General features: G+C 67.9%; 17 protein-coding genes and 1 pseudogene. 15 read left to right on the forward strand and 3 right to left on the reverse strand.

Annotated features, from left to right (window positions below):
- The first annotated feature begins 10 nt into the window (after positions 1–10).
- The gene (locus tag G6N35_RS14595; protein WP_163804904.1) at positions 11–499 is read left to right on the forward strand and encodes a DUF2231 domain-containing protein; all 489 of its coding nucleotides are present in this window, start codon (positions 11–13) and stop codon (positions 497–499) included.
- Between the two features lie 2 nt (positions 500–501).
- On the opposite strand, the gene G6N35_RS14600 is transcribed toward G6N35_RS14595, so the two are convergent.
- A complete protein-coding gene (locus G6N35_RS14600) occupies positions 502–1470 on the reverse strand; it encodes a helix-turn-helix transcriptional regulator (RefSeq protein ID WP_163804905.1) in 969 nt (322 codons plus the stop codon).
- A gap of 229 nt (positions 1471–1699) precedes the next feature.
- Here G6N35_RS14600 and G6N35_RS14605 point away from each other — a divergent pair, with 229 nt between their 5' ends.
- Positions 1700–2566, forward strand: coding sequence for a TIGR03619 family F420-dependent LLM class oxidoreductase (locus tag G6N35_RS14605; protein ID WP_163804906.1), 867 nt, complete (start codon positions 1700–1702; stop codon positions 2564–2566).
- A 3-nt stretch (positions 2567–2569) separates the two neighbouring features.
- Here the strand turns inward: G6N35_RS14605 and G6N35_RS14610 are convergent, their stop codons facing one another.
- Entirely contained in the window at positions 2570–3370 is an 801-nt protein-coding gene (locus tag G6N35_RS14610; protein ID WP_163804907.1) for an enoyl-CoA hydratase/isomerase family protein, read from the reverse strand.
- Between the two features lie 44 nt (positions 3371–3414).
- Here G6N35_RS14610 and G6N35_RS14615 point away from each other — a divergent pair, with 44 nt between their 5' ends.
- The 6 genes and pseudogenes from G6N35_RS14615 to G6N35_RS14640 all read left to right on the forward strand — a co-directional run bounded on the left by G6N35_RS14615 (position 3415) and on the right by G6N35_RS14640 (position 9233).
- A complete protein-coding gene (locus G6N35_RS14615; RefSeq protein ID WP_163804908.1) occupies positions 3415–3843 on the forward strand; it encodes a type II toxin-antitoxin system Rv0910 family toxin in 429 nt (142 codons plus the stop codon).
- Between the two features lie 109 nt (positions 3844–3952).
- Complete coding sequence (locus tag G6N35_RS14620; protein ID WP_163804909.1) at positions 3953–5824, forward strand: propionyl-CoA synthetase; 1872 nt, start codon at positions 3953–3955, stop codon at positions 5822–5824.
- An 83-nt stretch (positions 5825–5907) separates the two neighbouring features.
- Entirely contained in the window at positions 5908–7254 is a 1347-nt protein-coding gene (locus G6N35_RS14625) for an HNH endonuclease signature motif containing protein (RefSeq protein WP_163804910.1), read from the forward strand.
- 15 nt (positions 7255–7269) lie between these two features.
- Positions 7270–7891, forward strand: a pseudogene (locus tag G6N35_RS14630) (VOC family protein).
- A 35-nt stretch (positions 7892–7926) separates the two neighbouring features.
- Positions 7927–8400, forward strand: a complete 474-nt coding sequence (gene rnhA, locus G6N35_RS14635; RefSeq protein ID WP_163804911.1) for a ribonuclease HI — start codon at positions 7927–7929, stop codon at positions 8398–8400.
- A gap of 122 nt (positions 8401–8522) precedes the next feature.
- Positions 8523–9233 carry a FadR/GntR family transcriptional regulator gene (locus tag G6N35_RS14640; RefSeq protein WP_163804912.1) on the forward strand — a complete coding sequence of 237 codons (711 nt, stop codon included), beginning with the start codon at positions 8523–8525 and terminating at the stop codon, positions 9231–9233.
- Positions 9234–9243: 10 nt separating this feature from the next.
- Here G6N35_RS14640 and G6N35_RS14645 read toward each other — a convergent pair whose 3' ends face one another.
- Positions 9244–11508 carry an ATP-dependent DNA ligase gene (locus tag G6N35_RS14645; protein ID WP_246224312.1) on the reverse strand — a complete coding sequence of 755 codons (2265 nt, stop codon included), beginning with the start codon at positions 11506–11508 and terminating at the stop codon, positions 9244–9246.
- 35 nt (positions 11509–11543) lie between these two features.
- On the opposite strand from G6N35_RS14645, the gene G6N35_RS14650 reads away from it, so the two are divergent.
- From G6N35_RS14650 to G6N35_RS14680, 7 genes are all read left to right on the forward strand, one after another.
- Positions 11544–11768, forward strand: coding sequence for a hypothetical protein (locus G6N35_RS14650; protein ID WP_163804913.1), 225 nt, complete (start codon positions 11544–11546; stop codon positions 11766–11768).
- Positions 11769–11802: 34 nt separating this feature from the next.
- Positions 11803–12705, forward strand: coding sequence for a non-homologous end joining protein Ku (ku, locus tag G6N35_RS14655; protein ID WP_163804914.1), 903 nt, complete (start codon positions 11803–11805; stop codon positions 12703–12705).
- Positions 12706–12821: 116 nt separating this feature from the next.
- Positions 12822–13613, forward strand: a complete 792-nt coding sequence (locus tag G6N35_RS14660; RefSeq protein ID WP_163804915.1) for an SDR family oxidoreductase — start codon at positions 12822–12824, stop codon at positions 13611–13613.
- 8 nt (positions 13614–13621) lie between these two features.
- Entirely contained in the window at positions 13622–14698 is a 1077-nt protein-coding gene (locus G6N35_RS14665) for an NAD(P)H-dependent amine dehydrogenase family protein (protein WP_163804916.1), read from the forward strand.
- Positions 14699–14721: 23 nt separating this feature from the next.
- Positions 14722–14961, forward strand: coding sequence for a hypothetical protein (locus tag G6N35_RS14670; RefSeq protein ID WP_163804917.1), 240 nt, complete (start codon positions 14722–14724; stop codon positions 14959–14961).
- Between the two features lie 83 nt (positions 14962–15044).
- Positions 15045–16268, forward strand: coding sequence for an Nramp family divalent metal transporter (locus G6N35_RS14675; protein WP_163804918.1), 1224 nt, complete (start codon positions 15045–15047; stop codon positions 16266–16268).
- Positions 16268–17347: a poly-gamma-glutamate hydrolase family protein gene (locus G6N35_RS14680; RefSeq protein WP_246224313.1), complete on the forward strand. Its 1080-nt coding sequence runs from the start codon at positions 16268–16270 to the stop codon at positions 17345–17347. The genes G6N35_RS14675 and G6N35_RS14680 overlap by 1 nt, the downstream gene beginning before the upstream one ends.
- Positions 17348–17373 lie beyond the last annotated feature (26 nt).

The raw sequence follows: 17373 nt of genomic DNA on the forward strand, positions 1-17373 counted from the left end.
TATTCGGCGCGTGTCGACGTTTAACGGACTCCCCGCGCACATCCTGTACGTGCACTTCATCGTGGTGCTCGCACCGCTGACCGCCATCCTGGCGATCCTGTGTGTGCTGTGGCCGGCCGCCCGCCAGCGGTTGGTGTGGCTGGTGCTGGTCCTGGCCGGTGTCGTCGCGGTGCTGACGCCGGTGACCACCGAGGCCGGTGAGTACCTCGAGCACCGGGTGGGGCGCACGCCGCTGATACACGCCCACGCCGAGCTCGGCGACACGATGATCTATTTCGCCGCCGCGCTGCTGGTCGCGGCGGTGCTGCTGGCGGTCGTACACCTGCGCACCAGCCGGGGCAAGTCGGTCTCGACCGCACTCAACGTGGTGGTGGCGGTGATGGTCCTGGCCGCCGGCATCGGCACGATCGTGCAGACCTACCGGATCGGGGATTCCGGCGCGAAGTCCGCGTGGGCCGATCTACCGCCGGCCCCGGCGTCGGGCGAGGGCGGCGAATAGGCTCAGCCGCGCAGCGTCACGCTGGGTGACTGGCCGAATTCGGCCCGGTAGGCCTGGCTGAACCGGCCGGTGTGGGCGAAGCCCCAGCGGATGGCGATCGCCGCGACGGTGTCGCGGGTCGGGTCACCGGCCATCAGGTCGCGGTGCGCGCGGCGCAACCGGATCTGCCGCAGGTAGGTCATCGGGCTGATGTCGAGGTGCCGGCGGAACATGTACTGGACCGCGCGCGGTGTGACGTTGAGGGCGCGGGCCACATCCGTCATCCCGATATCGCGGGCGCAGTTGGCGTGCATGAACTCAATGGCGCGACGCAGCAGTGGCGGCGAGGTGTCCAGGGTGTCGACGCTGTCGTCGACGGCGTCGGCATAGGTGTTGGGAAAGACCTGCAGCATGGTGGCGGCCAGCAGCCGGACCGCCGCGCCGACCACCGCTTGGGAGCCGCCGACCCCGATCCGGTCCGCCAAGGTGGTGGTGACGTATTCGACCGCGGTCTCCCACTGCGAGGCGGCCGCCGCCGAGCGGGGCCGCCCGGAAGTGAAGCGCACCGGTCCGCGATCCAGGTTGCCGGTGATCTCGGCCAATGCGGCGGGGGTGAGCGCGGCCAGCGACACCTCGGCGTCGGCCAGGTGCGCACGGCAGGGCCGACCGGGCCGGATGGCGAGCACGATGTCGCCGGCGACGCAGATGTCGGGGTGGGCGTCGGACCCGAGTTGCATCGTGCCGGACTTCAGGTGGGTGACCACGAAGCAGGGCGCCGGCTCGGCTTCGAAGACCAGCTCGCCGGGGACCCGTGCGGTGCACAGGCTCACCGGACCCATCACCACGTGCGACAGCGTGATCGGCCGGTCACCACGCAACCCCTCGACACGGCCGCGGATTCCGTGGGCACTGCCGATGAACGTGGCGACGGCCTCGGGGTCGGCGGTGGTGCAGACGGTGCTGCGCGGCGGCGACTCGAGGACAGCGGTCATCGTGGCTCCTGACTTGTGACGGCCGCACCGAACGCCGCACCAGCAGTTCTGTCGGATGTCGCATGAGAACCTCGGCGACCGAACTGCCAGTGGCGAAGTTGCGGTGCATACGCCCGAAACAGAGCGGACGTGGTGAGCATTGTTCTCAGCCCTGCGGCGAGCGTACCTTGCCCGCATCCGATCCGGGAGCATCTTCCGTCAATAATTAGAACACGTTCTACTATCGGGTATGCGATTCACATACGCCGAGGCGATGACCGATCCCTCCTTCTACATCCCGCTGGCCAAGGCCGCCGAAGCCGCAGGTTATGACGCGATGACGATTCCGGACAGCGTCGCCTACCCGTTCGAATCGGATTCGAAATATCCGTACACCCCGGACGGAAACCGCGAATTTCTCGACGGCAAGTCGTTCATCGAGACCTTCGTGATCACCGCTGCCCTCGGTGCGGTGACCGAGCGGCTCAAGTTCAACTTCTTCGTCCTCAAACTGCCGATCCGCCCGCCGGCGCTGGTTGCCAAGCAGGCCGGCTCGCTGGCCGCTCTGATCGGCAACCGCGTCGGCCTCGGGGTGGGCACCAGCCCGTGGCCGGAGGACTACGCACTGATGGGTGTGCCGTTCGCCAAGCGCGGCAAGCGGATGGACGAATGCATCGACATCATCCGCGGGCTCACCACCGGTGACTACTTCGAGTATCACGGCGAGTTCTACGACATCCCCAAGACCAAGATGACCCCGGCGCCCACCGAGCCGATCCCGATCCTGATCGGCGGGCACGCCGATGCCGCGTTGCGCCGGGCGGCCCGCAACGACGGCTGGATGCACGGCGGCGGTGAAGAGGATCTCGACGAGCTGCTGGCCAAGCTCAACCACTTCCGCCAAGAGGAAGGCACCGCCGACAAGCCGTTCCAGATCCACGTGATCTCGGTCGACGGCTTCACCGTCGACGGCGTGAAGCGCCTGGAGGACAAGGGCGTCACCGACGTGATCGTCGGCTTCCGGATCCCCTACATCAAGGGCCCGGACACCGAGCCGCTGGACGCCAAGATCCGCAACCTGGAGTGGTTCGCCGAGAACGTCATCGCCAAGGTGTAGCCCTTACAGCGGATCCCACGTCGGGGCCCGCTTCTCGCGGTGCGCCAGTGCGGCTTCGGTCGGGTTGTTGGTGAACCCGGTCAGCACCTGGGTGCGGTTCTCGATCTCCTTGGCGTGCCGCAGACTCGGCGCGTCCAGGGCGGCGTTGAGCCCGGTCTTGGTCTGCCACACACCAAAGGCGTTGTTGGCGGCGATGGTTCGCGCCATCGCCAGCGCAGCGTCAGCCAGGTCATCGGCCGGCACGACCTGGTGCACCAAGCCGATCCGGTAGGCCTCGTCGGCGTCGATGATCCGGCCGGTCAGCATGAGTTCGCGCGCCGCGCCGGCGCCGACGATCCTGGGCAGCAGGTAGCTGGTACCCATGTCCATCGATGAGAAGCCGGCCTTGATGAACGCCGACCCGAATCGGGCGTTCTGCGAGGCGATCCGGATATCGCAGTGCAGGGCGTAGGCCAGTCCCCCGCCCACGGCCACCCCGTTGACGGCGGCCACCACCGGGATGGGCAGCTCGTAGAGCCGGGTCATCTGGTCGGCCAACCGCACCTGCCCGTCATACATGGTCTTGAACGGCGCCCCGGCCGGCGCCGTCCAGGGCTCGCCGGTGCCGCTGAGATCGGCCCCGGCGCAGAAGCCGCGCCCGGCACCGGTCAGCACGGCCACCCGGTAGTTCCACGAACTCAGTTTGTCCAGAGCGTCGTCGATCCCGTCGAGCAAAGCGCCGTCGATCGCATTGAGCAGGTTCGGCCGGTTCAGCGTGACCCCGGCGATGCCGTCTTCGAGTTCGGCGAATTCCACAGCAGCCATGCGGTGCAGATTAACCCGCCACCGCCACGGGTATCCCGGGCGCCATGGCGACAGTGGACGTATCCGTCCCTTCCGACGTTTCCCCGCAACGCGCTTGGGAGCTGGCCTCGGATCTGCACCGCTTCGACGAGTGGATGACGATCTTCGGCGGCTGGCGCGGTCCGGTGCCCAGCCAGATCGGCGAGGGCACTGAGGTGGCCGCACTGATCAAGGTCAAGGGGTTCCGCAACGTCATCCACTGGTGTGTGACGGGCTACGACGAGCCGCACGCCATCGAGTTGCGGGGCTCGGGCCGCGGCGGCATCGGGATCGGGATCACCATGCGGGTGTTCGACGACGATCCGGGATCGTGCTTCCGGCTGCTGGCCGATCTGTCCGGCGGATTGCTCAACGGTCCGGTGGGGCGGTTCGTCGCCCGGCTGCTCGAATCCGACGTGCGCCGCTCGGTATCCAATCTCGCCACCCTGACCTGAGCCGCTCACCGCAGAACTCGGTGCGTTCGCCGACAAATCCGCAACCGATGAGACCTGCACCACCGTCGCGCGCTACCGTGCAACCACCCAATGACGGGAGGGAGCCGCTGTGGGCGGATATCGCGAGTTGTTCGAGGCCAGCCTTGCCGATCCGGCGGCGTTCTGGGCGCAGGCCGCCCGTGCCGTGACGTGGACGCGTGAGCCGCAGCGGATCCTCGACGACAGCAATCCGCCGTTCTACCGGTGGTTCCCGGACGCAGAGCTCAACACCTGCGCCAACGCGCTTGACCGGCACGTCACAGGGGGTCGTGCCGGTCAGGCGGCGCTGATCTACGACTCGCCCGTCACCGGGACCAAGCGAGTCATCACCTACGGCGAATTGCTGGACGAGACAGCGCGTTTCGCCGGTGCGCTGCGTTCACTCGGGGTCGGCAAGGGTGACCGGGTGGTGCTCTACATGCCGATGATCCCGGAAGCCGTGATCGCCATGCTGGCCTGCGCCCGCCTGGGCGCGGTGCACTCGGTGGTGTTCGGCGGATTCGCCGCCCACGAACTGGCCACCCGGATCGACGACGCCCAGCCCACGGTGATCGTGTCGGCGTCGTGCGGGATCGAACCGACCCGGGTCGTCGAGTACAAGCCGATGCTCGATCACGCCCTGGAGTTGTCGTCGCACCAGCCCGACGCGTGCGTGATCGTCCAGCGCGACCGGTTGCGCTGCGCCCTGGTCGAGGGCCGCGACCGGGACTGGGCCGAGGTGATGGCCGATGCCGCGCCCGTCGACCCGGTTCCGGTGGCGGCCACCGATCCGCTCTACGTGCTCTACACCTCCGGCACCACCGGCAAGCCCAAGGGGATCGTGCGCGACAACGGCGGGCACGCGGTCGCGCTGCTGTGGACCATGCGCAACGTCTACGACATCGACCCCGGTGACGTGTTCTGGGCGGCCTCCGACGTCGGTTGGGTGGTCGGGCATTCCTACATCGTGTACGGCCCGCTGTTGGCGGGCGCGACGACGGTGCTCTACGAGGGAAAGCCCATCGGCACACCGGATCCCGGCGCCTTCTGGCGGGTCTGTGCCGAGTACGGGGTGAAGGCGTTGTTCACCGCCCCGACGGCGATCCGCGCGATCCGCAAAGAGGATCCGCAAGCCTCGCACATCGGCCGCTACGACCTGTCCTCGCTGAAGTACCTCTTCCAGGCCGGCGAACGGCTGGATCCCGACACCTACGCCTGGGCGTCGGCGAAGCTGGGCATCCCGGTAGTCGACCACTGGTGGCAGACCGAGACCGGCTGGGCGATCGCCGCCAATCCGATGGGCGTGGAACACCTTGCACTCAAGGCAGGTTCACCGACGGTGCCGATGCCGGGCTACGACGTGCAGATCCTGCAGGTCGACGGCTCGCCGTGCGCGCCGGGCGAGGAGGGCGCGATCTGTATCAGCCTGCCGCTGCCGCCGGGCACCCTGCCCACACTGTGGGGTGACGATGCCCGCTTCGAGGCGTCCTACCTGTGCGAGCATCCCGGGTACTACCTGACCGGCGACGGCGGATACATCGATTCCGACGGGTACCTGTTCGTGATGGGCCGCATCGACGACGTGATCAACGTTGCGGGACACCGGTTGTCGACAGGGTCGATCGAGGCGGTGCTCGCCTCGCATCCGGCGGTGGCCGAGTGCGCGGTGATCGGTGTGGCCGACGAGATCAAGGGTCAGGTGCCGCGCGGATTCGTGGTGCTCAAGGCCGGCGCGACGGCCGACGGGCTGGCCGAGGAACTGGTGGCGGCGGTGCGCGACGAGATCGGCGCGGTGGCCTGCTTCCGGTTGGTCGATGTGGTTCCGGCGCTGCCCAAGACCCGGTCCGGCAAGATCCTGCGCAAGACGATGCGGGGTATCGCGCACGGCAAGGACGAGCCGATGCCGTCCACGATCGAGGACCCCACGGTGCTGGAGAACCTGAAGCCAATCCTGCAGGGCTAGAGGGTTATTCACAGACCCGGATTCATCCACCGGGCGGGTAGGCCGGGCTGTTTCTGTCGGTGGGTCGGCGTAGCGTTTCGAACATGCTTTCGAGTACGGTGCTGCGGGCATTCGAGGCGGTCGACGCCGCCCTCGACACCGTCGCCGAACTGGACCTCGACAGTCTAGACAGCGCCGATCTCCTGCACCTGGCCGCGCTGACCGAAAAGGCCATCCGCCGCCACACCGTGGTCTCCCACGATGCCAGCCACCACCTGCATCAGCGCAGCGTCGCCGAGATCGGCGGAGCGGCAGGCAAAGTGCTGGCCGATTGGCTGCGCATCAGCCCGGCCGAAGCCCGCCGGCGCGCACGGATCACCGAGCCACTGTGCGAGCGCACCGCACTGACCGGTGAAAAGTTGGCGCCGCGGCAGCCCGCTGCCGCAGCGGCCTGGCGCGCCGGTGAGCTGGACCCCGAGCACCTGCGGGTCATTCAGAAGTTCCTGGGCGATCTCCCGCTCGAGGTGACGGCCCCTGAGCGGGAGAAGGCCGAGGCGTTCCTCGCCGAGCACGCACGACTACTCCGCCCGGACCAGTTGGCCCGGCTGGCCGAGCGGTTGGCACTCGAGATCAACCCCGACGGCACCTTCAGCGATGAGGATCGGGCCCGCAAGCGCAGCTTCATACTCGGCCGTCAGCGCTCGGACGGGATGACGGAAGCCCGCCTGGTTGCCACTCCTGAACTTCGCGCCTACCTCGAAGCCGTGCTGGCCAAGTTCGGCGCGCCCGGTATGTGCAACCCCGCCGACCAGACCGCCGTCACCGATGGGGAACCCGTACCGGCGCAGGCCGCCGCCGACACCCGCTCGGTCGGGCAGCGCCACCACGACGCTCTGATGGCGATGGTGCGCAGCAAGCTCGGCGACCCCGCACTCGGCCAGCACAACGGCCTGCCCGTCACCGTCATCGTCTCGGCCACGCTGCAGGAGTTGCAGGACAAGACCGGCCACGGCGTCACAGGAGGCGGCGGCCTGATCCCGATGCGCGACGTCATCCGGATGGCCGCCCACTCCTACCACTATCTCGCCCTGTTCGACGGAGTTACCGGACAGTCGCTCTGGCTGGGCCGCACCAAACGGCTGGCGTCGCCCGATCAGCGAATTGTGTTGCACGCCAGGGATCGTGGTTGCACCGCACCCGGCTGCACCGTGCCCGGCTACGGCTGCCAGGTACACCACGCCGTCAAGGACTGGTCCGATGGCGGCAATACCAACATCGACGAACTGGCTTTCGCCTGCAAATGTGACAACCTGCTGGTCGAGTCGGGCGGCTGGCTCACCCGCAAGCGCCCCAACGGCGACACCGAGTGGATCCCGCCACCACATCTACCGATCAGAGGCGGCACCAACACCTACCATCACCCCGAGCGATTCCTGAACAAAGACCCGTAGGCGATGATGGTCAGCATGGCCGTCCACGTCGAGGAGATCGAGATCGCGGACACAGTCGATACATGGCGGCAGGCGGGGTTCACCGTCGATGCCGATGACGTGTGCCGGGTGGGCGGGGTTCGCCTGCGGCTCGTGGGCCGCGAGGCGCGGTAGCGGCATCGTCGGCTGGTCGCTGAGCGGTGTCCCGGGTGGGGATATCGACGGCATCCCGACAGCCGCGTCAGACACGGCACCCGCAGACCCCGCGACGCACGCGAATGGCGTCAGCGGGATCGACCACCTGGTACTGCTGTCCCCCGACCTGGCCCGCACGGTCGACGCACTGGCGGCAATCGACGTACACCCCCGTCGGGAGCGCGCTGCGGAGATGGGCGGCCGGCCGATCCGGCAGATCTTCTTCCGCCTGGGCGACGTGATCGTCGAGGTCGTCGGCTCACCGGACGTGGCGGGTGACGGCCCCTCGACGCTGTGGGGCATCACCTATGTCGTCGACGACATCGACGCGACCGCCGCGTTCTTCGGGGACCGGACGCTGCCGGTCAAGGACGCCGTCCAGCCCGGCCGCCGGATCACCACGCTGCGGCACGGCGACCTGGGGCTGTCGGTGCGCACGGCGATGATCTCGGCGCGTCGGTGACCGCCGGGCCCGCGACGGTGCCTATTCTCGCCAGCATGCAAGACGACATCGTCGTCATCCACACCGATGGCGGCTGCCGCCCCAACCCCGGCCCCGGCGGCTGGGGCGCGGTGCTGCGCCACCGCGAGCGCGTCCGGGAGATGTGCGGCGGCGAGCCGGGGCAGACCAGCAACAACCGGATGGAGCTGACTGCGCCGATCATGGCGCTGGAGGCTCTGACCCGCACCGTGACGGTGCACCTCTACACCGACAGCACCTACGTGCGTAACGGCATCACGAAGTGGGTGCACGGCTGGGAGCGCAACGGCTGGCTCACCGCGGCCAAGGAGCCGGTGAAGAACGTCGACCTGTGGCAGCGGCTGCAGCTCGCGTGTGGGCGCCATCACGTCGAGTGGTTCTGGGTGAAGGGGCACGCCGGTATCGGCGACAACGAATTGGCCGACGCGCTGGCCACCCGAGGGCTGCAGGAAGCGCTGGCGCTGAGTTCGACTGGCGTGCAAGGGTTCTGACGCAGCGACCGACAATCGGATCGTTGACCTTGGTTAGCCTGCCCTGAAACACGCCGGCCGCAGGGTGTTCCCCACCTGGGACTGCACAGCGGCCGACGAGGTATCGGTGCAAGTATGGGGTGGTGAATTTCTTACGTCCGGTTTCTCGCACCGGAACGTTGTCCGACGGCGTGTTCAACACCTTGTTGCTGGAGATCCTCAGCGGCCGTTGGCCGGCGAACGAAGCCGCCCCTTCCGAACGTGACCTGGCGGCCGAGCTGAACGTGACCCGTCACGTCGTGCGTGAGGCGCTCAAACGTCTGCAGCAGGCCGGGTTGGTGCGAATAAGCCAGGGCGGCAAGACGATGGTCCTGGATTGGCGCACCCATGCCGGTTTGGACATGGGGTTCGCGCTCATCGACGCCGGTGTGGTGCCGCTCGCCGATATCTTCCGCGACACGGCCGTGCTGCGGCGCACAGTGGGGGTCGACGCGGTCCGATTGTGTGCGCTGAAGGCCAACGACGACCAGCTCGCCGCGGTCACCGCCGCCGCTGCGGCATACCCGCACACCGGGACCCTGCAGGAGTTCGAGGACGCCGAGTTGCGGTTGTGGACCGCGATCATGATCGGGTCGGGCAATGTCGCCTACCAGCTGGCGCTGAACACGTTGATGCGCTCGATCGAGGAAGTCGGCGCAGTGATGGTGCAGGGACTCAACGCGGAGGCGCTCACCAACCGCGGCGGTCAGGTCGAACTGGCCACCGCGATCACCAACCGGGACGCCGATACCGCGGTGGCGTTGGCCTACGTCCTGCTCTCCGAACTGGTCGACGTGTTCGGCCCGGGCGACTGAACGCCGCCGGTCAGGATTCCCGCCTCACGTCGGCGGGGTCCTTGTCCGAGCGCAGGCCGCGCCAGCTGGGATGGCGCAGTCGGCCATCGGAGGTCCACTCGCCGTAGCGGACCTCGCCGACGAGTTCGGGCCGAACGTAGGTGACGCCCTTGGTCTCGGCCCGCGGCAACGGCGGGTCGAACGGCGAGCGGTCGGTGTGCAACGGTTCGAGAATCTTCTTGAGCTTGCCGAGTTCCTTGTCCGAGAAGCCGGTGCCGACCCGGCCGACGAACTGCAGGGCATCGGCGCCCGGTATGCCCATCAGCAGTGCCCCGATGCCGCTGGAGCGTCCGCCGTTCCCTTCCCGCCACCCGCCGATCACGATCTCCTGGGTGTTCCAGTTCTTGTCCTTGATCCAGGCCGAGGACCGCCGCCCCGGCTGGTAGGTGGAGTCCCACTTCTTGGCGACCACCCCCTCCCACTTTCTGGTGCGCGAATACTCGAGGGCAGCCGGTCCGTCGCCGTCGAGCAGCGCGGGGACGATGAGATCGGTTCCCTGCGCAAAGGTTTCAAGGATCGCGCGCCGGTCGCGGTACTTGGCACGCAGCAGCGACCGCCCGTCGAGCGCCAAGATGTCGAAGGCCCAGAACTCGATACGGGTGGCTCGCACCCGGTTCTGCATCTCCCCGAAACTCGGCACACCGTCGGCATCCAGCGCCACGACCTCACCGTCGAGGATCACGTCGTGGTCAGCGAGATCTGCTGCCAGCGAGGCCAATTGGGGATACTCACCGGTGACGTCGCGTCCACTGCGCGACTGCAGGCGGATCCGGCCATGGTTGGCCTCGACCAGCAGCCGGTAGCCGTCGAACTTGCCTTCGAACGCGTACTGGCCCGCGGTCAGCTTCTCGACCGAGCCCAGGGTGGCCAGCATGGGTGAATAGTCCCGCAGAGAGGGCACCGGTTGTTCCTTCATCCGGTGTGCCAGCCACTGGTCGCCCTTGGTCTGAATCAGCGCATAGCGCCCGGTGATCCGCTGACCGTAGAGGTCGACGATCACCTCGTTGTCCCGGAACTTCTCGGCCTCGTAGGTGCCGGAGTCCCAGATGATCACCTGGCCGCCGCCGTACTCGCCCTTCGGGATCGCGCCCTCGAACGTCGCATACTCCAGCGGATGGTCCTCGGTGTGCACGGCCAGGTGGTTGACGGCCGGAGTGTCGGGCAGGTTCTTCGGGATCGCCCAGGACACCAGCACCCCGTCGCGTTCCAGCCGGAAGTCGTAGTGCAACCGGCGGGCGTGGTGCTCCTGGATGACGAAGCGGTCATTGTTGCCGAGGGCCGGGGCAGCGGCAGGCACCGGCTCCGGTGTCTTGGCCGAATCGCGCATGCTGCGGTAAGTGGACAGCCGGTCCTCCCGCGGCACGTCGGCGTCGAGGTCAGCGAGCAGATCGCCGTGCTCGGCCACCCGCGCCAGCACCTCGGTGTACTCCAGCTGGCGCAGCGCGGGATCGCCGATCTCGTCCCAGGTGCGCGGTGCGGCGACGGTGGGATGGGAGCGGCCGCGCAGCGAGTACGGCGCGATGGTGGTCTTGGCGGCGTTGTTCTGGCTCCAGTCCAGGAACACCTTGCCCGCCCGCAGGCTCCTGGTCATCGTGGCGGTGACCAGTGCGGGCATGCTCTGCTCGAGCTGCTGGGCCACCCGGCGGGCCAGCACGGCCGCACCACTGCTGCTGACCGGCTCGGCCAGCGGCGCATAGAGGTGCAGGCCCTTGCTGCCGCTGGTCAACGGATAGACCGTCAGCCCGATGTCGTCCATCAATTCCCGCACGCCGTTGGCCACCTCACACAGCTGCGGCATCTCCACACCCTCGCCGGGATCCAGGTCGAACACCAAACGCGTTGCGGGCCCGGGCTTTCCGGCCGAGGTGAAACGCCACTGCGGCACATGGACCTCCAGCGAAGCCTGCTGGGCGATCCACGCCAGACCGGTCGAGGTGTCGATGATCGGGTAGGTGGTGGCGCCCGAGCGGTGCACCACGGACGCACGCTCGAGCCAGTCCGGGGCCGAACTGGCGAGCTGCTTTTCGAAGAACGCCGGCTCGTCCACACCGTTGGGCCAGCGCTTGCGGGTCACCGGGCGCCCGGCGATATGCGGCACCATCACCTCGGCGATGGCGGTGTAGTAGCCGAACACATCGGCCTTGGTGGTGCCGGTGGCCGGATAGAGCACCTTGTCGGCGTTGCTCAGCGCGACGCGCGGGCCCTTCGTCGCCCCGGGCGGCCACACCTGATTCACCACCTCAACGTATTACCCACTGCTACCGTTGACCAATGGCTCGGCGGTGGATCGGCACGTTGCTGGTGGCAGCGGCGGTCGCCGGCGCACCAATGGCCGGGGCTGATCCGGAGATCCACGTTCCGTACTGCTCGGGCGACCAGACTCCGATGAACAGCAACTGCCAGTACCCGCCGATGCAGGGCTACGAAGAAGGTTCTCCCGGCGCGAATCCCGACGTGCCGCTCGGTCTCAATCCGGGCTCAGTGCCCGCGGTCTGACCCGGCGGCAGGCCCCGGCCTGCATACTGGGACTATGCGTTCCATCTGGAAGGGCTCGATCGCGTTCGGCCTGGTGAACGTGCCGGTCAAGGTGTACAGCGCCACCGAGGACCACGATCTGAAATTCCACCAGGTGCACGCCAAGGACAACGGGCGCATCCGCTACAAGCGGGTCTGCGAAGTGTGCGGCGAGGTGGTCGAATACCGCGATATCGCCAAGGCATTCGAGTCCGATGACGGCCAGACCGTGATCATCACCGACGAGGACATCGCCACCCTGCCCGAGGAACGCAGCCACGAGATCGAGGTAGTGGAGTTCGTATCGGCCAGCGAGATCGACCCGCTGATGTACGACCGCAGTTACTTCCTGGAGCCCGACGGCAAATCGTCGAAGTCCTATGTGCTGTTGGCCAAGACGCTCGCCGAGACCGAACGCGTGGCGATCGTGCATTTCGCACTGCGCAACAAGACCCGGCTGGCCGCACTGCGGGTCAAGGATTTCTCCAAACGCGACGTCATGGTGGTGCACACGCTGCTGTGGCCCGACGAGATCCGCGACCCCGACTTCCCGGTGCTCGACCAGGAGATCGAGATCAAGCCCGCCGAGCTGAAGATGGCCGGGCAGGTGGTCGAGTCGATGGCCGACGACTTCCACCCCGAGCGCTACCACGACACCTATCAGGAGCAGCTGCGCGAACTCGTCGAGGCCAAGCTCGAAGGTGGCGAGGCGTTCACCACCGAGGATCAGCCGGCTCAGCTCGACGAAAGCGAGGACGTCTCGGATCTGTTGGCCAAGCTGGAGGCCAGCGTGCGACGCCGCCGCGAGGCGGCCGGTGATTCCGAGAGCCCCACGAAGGCGCCCGCGAAGAAAGCACCCGCCAAGAAAGCGCCTGCGAAGAAAGCTGCCGCCAAGAAGGCGCCCGCGAAGAAGGCGTAGTCCTCGCCGAATCGGCTCATGACGAAATTAGAACGTGTTTCAATTGCGTTCGGAATTCGCGGCCGTCGGGCGCCGCGATGTTGTTACGTTGTTCGCGGACAAGGGAAGAGAGACACGTGATCCTCGACAAGTTTCGCCTTGATGGTCAAGTAGCAGTCGTCACCGGTGCCGGCCGTGGTCTGGGTGCCGCGATTGCGGTCGCGTTCGCCGAAGTCGGCGCCGACGTCGTGATCGGCTCCCGCACCCAGTCCGAGTTGGAGTCCGTCGCGGGCCAGATCGAGGCCCTCGGGCGCCGCGCGCACGTCGTCGTCGGTGACCTGTCGCAGCCGGAGACCACCGCCGAGCTGGCCGGCAAGGCCGTCGAGGCGTTCGGCAAGCTCGACATCGTCGTCAACAACGTCGGCGGCACCATGCCCAACGCGCTGCTGTCCACCAGCGTCAAGGCGATGAAGGACGCGTTCGCGTTCAACGTCCTGACCGCCCACGCCCTCACGGTGGCCGCGGTGCCGCTGATGCTGGAGCACTCCGGCGGAGGCAACATCATCAACATCACCTCGACGATGGGCCGCACCGCCGGGCGCGGATTCGCCGCGTACAGCACCGCCAAGGCCGCGCTGGCCCAGTACACCCGGCTGACCGCACTGGATCTGTGCCCCAAGATCCGGGTGAACGCCATCGCACCGGGGTCCATCCTGACCTCCGCGCTCCAGATCGTGGCCTCCAGCGACGAACTGCGCGACCCGATGGAGAAGGCCACCCCCATGCGCCGCCTCGGCGATCCCGCCGACATCGCCGCCGCCGCGGTTTACCTCGCCTCGCCCGCCGCCAGCTACCTCACCGGCAAGACGCTGGAGGTCGACGGTGGGCTCAACATGCCCAACCTGGATCTTCCGATCCCCGACCTCTGAGGAGTCCCGTGGCTATCCGCGTCGCCCAGATCGGCACCGGCAACGTCGGCGTCCATTCGCTGACCGCGCTGATCAACAACCCCGCCTTCGAACTCACCGGCGTGTGGGTGTCCTCGGAATCCAAGGCCGGTAAGGACGCCGCCGAACTGGCCGGCCTGGACTCCTCCACCGGGATCACCGCCACCACTGACCTCGACGCAGTACTGGCCACCGGGCCTCAGTGCGTGGTCTACAACGCCATGGCCGACAACCGGCTCGTCGAAGCGCTGGAGGACTACCGGCGCATCCTGGCCGCCGGCGTCAACATCGTCGGCAGCGGCCCGGTGTTCCTGCAGTGGCCGTGGCAGGTCATCCCCGACGAGATGATCAAGCCGTTGGAAGACGCTGCGCGGGAGGGTAATTCGAGTCTCTACGTCAACGGCATCGATCCGGGCTTCGCCAATGACCTGCTGCCGCTGGCCCTGGCGGGCACCTGCCAGAGCATCGAGCAGGTGCGCTGTATGGAGATCGTGAACTACGCGACCTATGACAGCGCGACGGTCATGTTCGACGTGATGGGCTTCGGCAGGCCGATGGACGAGATCCCGATGCTGTTGCAGCCCGGCGTGCTCAGCATCGGGTGGGGTTCGGTGGTCCGCCAGATCGCCGCGGGTCTGGGTCTGGAACTCGACGGCCTCGAAGAGATCTACGTGCGCGAGCCCGCACCGGAGGATTTCGAGATCGCCAGCGGGCACATCGCCAAGGGCACTGCCGCGGCCCTGCGCTTCGAGGTGATCGGACTGGTCGAGGGTGCGCCTGCGGTGGTGCTCGAGCACGTGACCCGGCTGCGCGACGACCTGTGCCCCGAGTGGCCGCAGCCCGCTCAGGAGGGCGGCAACTACCGCATCGAGATCACCGGTGAACCCTGCTACGCCATGGACGTGTGCCTGTCGAGCCCCAACGGCGATCACAACCATGCCGGCGTGCTGGCCACGGCCATGCGCATCGTCAACGCCATCCCGGCGGTGGTGGCCGCCGAGCCCGGCATCCGCACCACTTTGGACCTGCCCCTGGTCACCGGTAAGGGGTTGTACGCTGCTGGGTAGGCCAACCTGTGAGGAGGCCCGTCATGCGGATCGTCAGCCGACTCGGCACCGCTGCTGTCCTTATACTCGCGAGCCTGCTGCTGGCATTTCCCGTCGCGGCCGCGCCGGAGTGCACCGACACCGGCCCCAACACCAAGATCTGCCAGACGCCCGGGCACGCCCAGATCACCACCACACCCAACCCGGCGCTGACCAACCCGTACCCCGGCTGGGGCTTCGGCGGCATTGGAATCGGCCTGGGCGGGATCTGGATTGGTATCTGAGCAAACCGGCGTCTAACATCCCCGGCGGTGGCCGGCGGAGCTGGTTTCGGCCACTTTCACCCGCCGCATAGAGAGCTCGACGCTTGCCAGAGCAAACCCGGGTCGCCAGGGCTGGCTGGTATCTGCTCGGGCCCGCATTCGTCGCGGCCATCGCCTACGTCGACCCGGGAAACGTCGCGGCCAACATCAGCGCGGGCGCCCAATTCGGTTTCCTGCTGGTCTGGGTGATCGTGCTGGCCAATGTGATGGCCGGGCTGGTGCAGTACCTGTCGGCCAAGCTGGGCCTGGTCACCGGCCGCAGCCTGCCCGAGGCCGTGCGCGACCACACCCGCACCCCGACCCGCGTCGGCTACTGGATCCAGGCCGAACTGGTGGCCATCGCCACCGACCTGGCCGAGGTGGTCGGCGGCGCGATCGCACTGCGGCTGCTGTTCGGACTGCCCCTGCTGCTCGGTGGGGTCATCACCGGTGCGGTGTCGCTGCTGCTGCTCGTGGTGCAGGACCGCCGCGGCCAGCGGGTGTTCGAGCGGGTGATCACCGGCCTGCTGATGGTCATCGCCATCGGTTTCCTGTCCAGCCTGTTCGTCAAGGCCCCGCCGGCCGGCGAGGTGGCCGCCGGCTTGGTCCCGCGGTTCGATGGCGTCGAAAGCGTGCTGTTGGCCACGGCGATGCTGGGTGCAACGGTCATGCCGCACGCGGTGTACCTGCATTCCGGCCTGGCCCGCGATCGGCACGGCCACCCGCCGGCCGGTGCGGCCAGAAGGCTGCTGCTGCGGGCCACCCGCTGGGATGTCGGAATCGCCATGCTGGTCGCTGGCGCGGTCAACCTGGCCATGCTGCTGATCGCCGCGACCAACCTGCAGGGCACCCCGAACACCGATTCCATCGAGGGCGCGCACGCCGCCGTCGGTGCTGCCCTGGGGCCGACGGTGGCGCTGTTCTTCGCGGTCGGGCTGCTGGCCTCGGGCCTGGCGTCGACCTCGGTCGGCGCCTACGCCGGGGCGATGATCATGCAGGGCTTACTCCGAAAGTCGTTCCCGCTGTTGGTCAGACGTCTCATCACCCTGATCCCCGCACTGGTGGTGCTGGCGATCGGTGTCGACCCGAGCCGGGCGCTGGTGATCTCCCAGGTGGTGTTGTCGTTCGGCATTCCGTTCGCGCTCGTGCCGCTGGTGCGGCTGACCAGTAATCGTGCGCTGATGGGCGCGGACACCAACCACCGCATGGTGTCGATCTTCGGCTGGGGCATCGCCCTGATCATTACGCTGCTCAACGTGGTCCTGATCTACCTCACGCTCACCCGCTGATGCGCGACCCGATGTCGCCGGCCCAGCGGCTCCGGCACCCGTACTTCGCCTACGGGTCCAACCTGTGCATCCAGCAGATGGCGCAGCGTTGTCCGGACGCCACCGACCCGCGCCCGGCGACCCTGGCCGACCACGACTGGCTGATCAACGAACGCGGTGTGGCCACCGTCGAGCCGTTCGCCGGCAGCACCGTGCACGGCGTGCTGTGGTGGCTGTCCGACCGCGACCTGGCCACCCTGGACAGCGCCGAAGGGGTGCCGTCGCGCTACCGCCGCGACCAGCTGACCGTGCACACCGCCGACGGGCCTGCTGCGGCCTGGGTCTACATCGACCACCGCACCGAACCCGGGCCGCCGCGGCCGGGTTACCTGGAGCGCATCATCGACGGTGCCCGCCATCACGGCCTGCCGCAACGCTGGATCGACTTCCTGCACCGCTGGGATCCCACTCACTGGCCTACCTCGTTGGCATCGAAAACCGATGGGCCGCAATCGCTTTCCGAACTGCTCGCCGATCCCGCGGTCACCGAGGTGTGCCGGCTGCGCTCGACCTTCGGGTTCCTGGCCATCCACGGCGGCGGCCTGGAGCAGATGACCGACGTCATCGCCGAACGTGCCGCCGACGCCGCGGGGGCCTCGGTGTATCTGCTTCGCCACCCCACCGGCTACCCGCACCATCTGCCGTCGGCCCGTTATCTCGCCGAGGAGTCGGCCGCATTGGCCACCTTCCTGGACCACGTCGAGGTGGCGGTATCGCTGCACGGCTACGGGCGCATCGGGCGTAGCACGCAGCTGCTGGCCGGTGGCGGCAACCGCGCGCTGGCCGAGCATCTGGCCCGCCACGTCGTCGTCCCCGGATACCAGGTGATCACCGACTTGGCGGCCATCCCCGCCGAACTGCGCGGCCTGCACCGCGACAATCCGGTGAACCGGGTCCGCGGTGGCGGCACCCAGCTCGAACTCTCCACCCGGGTGCGTGGGATCAGCCCGCGCAGCCAGCTTCCGGATGCCGACGGCCTGACCCCGGCCACCTCGGCATTGGTGCAGGGTTTGGGCGCCGCGGCGCGCTCGTGGCGCTGACGACAATTTCGTCACCGATCCGACCC

This window comes from Mycolicibacterium anyangense, assembly GCF_010731855.1.
Classification (GTDB): domain Bacteria; phylum Actinomycetota; class Actinomycetes; order Mycobacteriales; family Mycobacteriaceae; genus Mycobacterium; species Mycobacterium anyangense.